Source organism: Methanobrevibacter sp., assembly GCF_045116495.1.
Classification (GTDB): domain Archaea; phylum Methanobacteriota; class Methanobacteria; order Methanobacteriales; family Methanobacteriaceae; genus Methanocatella.
In genome coordinates, this window is sequence record NZ_JBGULU010000034.1 from 1 (window position 1) to 2,987 (window position 2,987).

1 protein-coding gene is annotated in these 2,987 nt (G+C 29.2%); it reads right to left on the minus strand.

Features of this window, described 5'->3' with window-relative positions:
- Positions 1–48 precede the first annotated feature (48 nt).
- Positions 49–2,987: hypothetical protein (locus ACJMLH_RS01495; protein WP_405274167.1), on the minus strand; the 2,939-nt coding region annotated here is incomplete at its 5' end.

Sequence of the window (2,987 nt, forward strand, 5' to 3'; positions counted from 1 at the left end):
ATAAAATAATTATGTTTACTTTGATAATGAGTTTTTATAATAAATTATTTAGAAATAAGCAATTATTTGGCTTGCTTTATACATGCATGGAGATTTATTCTTTATTCCTTGCTTTCTGAAAATTGGAGGAATTAAGCTAGTCATGCAAGGCCATAAATTGCATACTAGGAAGGAGATAAATACATTGACGAAATAGTGTCCTTGAGAATTTTTGAAAACAGCGCAGAAAGCAGAAACATAATACCAGCATATCCCGAGTAAAATAAATGAAACAGCGAACAATATTATTACTTTTATTTTTAATATTTTTTCAGTTGATTTGCATAATTTTTTCTTATTATCAGGATTGGTTTCACAATTAATTTTAGAAATATCTCTTTCACTTAAAGTAACAAATCTGACAATGAAATTCATAATAATGCAGCATAAACTAGATAATATTATATTAGGAACATGAATAGCAGCATTAGTATTTCCTTTATATTTGTAAATTTCCCTCATAATGCTATCATTAAAGAATAAGGCAGTAAAAGCAAAATAGAATGCAAAGAATAAAATGAAAAGAGCAATTTTTAACACACGTATATTATAATCAGTACATGTATAAAAAGTGAAAATGAATATTTGTTTTATTTTTAATAATGACCAATAAAGTCTTAAATATCCTCTATCATCATGCTTTTCAGCAATGCCATATGGTGCATTATTTAATTGCTCTTCATTCATAACACAATCTTTATATCCAGTTTTTTTTCCTTTTATATCTCTTTCAGAAGTTTTGCTTTCATTTTTGGGAGGATTAGCAGGGATGGGGTTCTCCGCTAAATCATCGAATGTCTTACTAAGGGCTAGAGTTCCTTTAATGAAATAAAAGACAACTGATCCAATGAAACTAGCTATACAAGCAATTAAAACATATGAACCAAAATTCTTTTTTTGTCCTTTGGAAGAAAATACTTGCGAAGAACATTTAAATACTTCAATATTTGAATATTTATGTTTTTTATAGAAGCTTTCTGGAAGCTTTTGGCTAACATCTTCAGAAGCATCTAATTGTTGATTAATTGAATCTTTAATAGGGCAATTACAAGTATAATAATTAGTTGTAGCATTATAACTGACGAAAGTGCATCCTTTTTCACATAATTTTGTATTGTTAAAATAATCAGCTTGACGATCATCTATTAAGACATCATTACCATTTTCGTTGGTGAAAGGAGTACAAATATCATGATAGAATGGACTCTTACTATCAAAGACATCATATCCATCTGATATTGCTGCACTAGTTTTGCTTTGTAATGCTTGAATTAAATTCTCGATTTTAAATGGATTTGATACAGTTACTTCTACCTCTTTTGCTTTGCAATCATTTAAAGGTAAGAAGGCTCCTAATGAATAACTGAATAATTGATAGTCTACTTGATTTCCTAAATATTCTAAACTTAATTCTTTTAATGTATCTCCCTTTATAACCATTATATCTTCTTCAGAAGGAAGGCCATACTTTTCTTTAAGTATTTTTTGGCATTCAGATAAATCTATAGCTGAAGTTTTATCTTCTTTTTTTTCAGTTGTAAGTGAACCAAATAATTGAGTTCCTAATTGTTTAATTTTTTCTAATTCTAAGCCAACAGAGGTTAATTCTAAACTTATATTATTTCCAACAATAATTTGACTATTTTGCAAATTAAATATTTGACCAGTTCCTAAATTATTAAAAATTTTGGTTTCCTCATTGCTAATACTTATATTATAATATTTAATGAATGTTTCAAAGAATGTATTTGATACAAGTTGTTTAATATTTATATTTTGATTTATTGGATTGAAAATATTTTGTGTATCAAATGGGTTTTTTAAGAATATAAATCCTGCATTTGGATGGCCCATAAGGCAAGTTTTAGTTAATACTTCATTAAATGGGCATAATTCTACACATTCTCTTGTTTCTATTACATAAAATGGATAATTTTCTGTGCAAGTTCCATTTGTTAAGCAAACATCACAATCTTGTCCACAATTATCTTCATCAAGACCTAATTTCTCTGCTAAATCATAATCATGATAATAAGGAAGGCCTTTGCATTTATGAGAATATCTTATACAATTACCATATTTTCCATTTGGCGGATCATATAATACTAGTCCATATGTACCAGAATCTCTGCAAGAAGTACAATTATGGAAGCAACTGTTACCCCAATCATCACAAGAAGCACATCTTACATAGCAATTACTTAATTTGCAATAACGAGGGATATCAATATATGTTCTTCTTGCCCTTGGCCCACAAACAATTTCATCAGCTTGCCTACAATTACCTTCTCTTAATAAACAATTGTAACATACTAACTCATTGTTTATTTTTGTTGGGACTCCACCTATTCTCTTGAAATGATCATATTGAAATAGTGTTGTTCCTTTACATTCATCTTCGGTGAAGCAACTGAATGTTTCAGGCTGTGTCTCACTATAGAAATCTTCTTTATAATATCCATTCGAGCATTCAGTACAATTTTCTGTATACCATGGATTACATTTAAAGCAACCCTCTTTACATCCCCAAACTAAATTACAGGTATCATCAACAACATGATGTTCCCTTCCTTCAAAGTAAGGATCTGGATAATATGGAGTTATAGCTAACTGAGATTTATCAACACAGGTTCCATTTAAATTATATTTCTCCTCTTTATACTCTTTTTTACAATTAACACATTTCCAAGTATTTCTATCTCCTGCTAAGCAATAGCCACATTCGGGAACACATGATAAATTATCAGGATTTCTGAAAAATGGGGGGAAGCAATTATCACAATAAGGATTAGAACGACAAACTTTACATTCTTTTACTGCACAAGGACAACATTTTTGCATTCCTTCTGATTCTTCTAAGGTAAATCCATTATCAACGCAATCATTATGACATGAGCCAGGGATACCATTACCTATTGTTTGATTACAATAGAAATAAAGATCTTTTT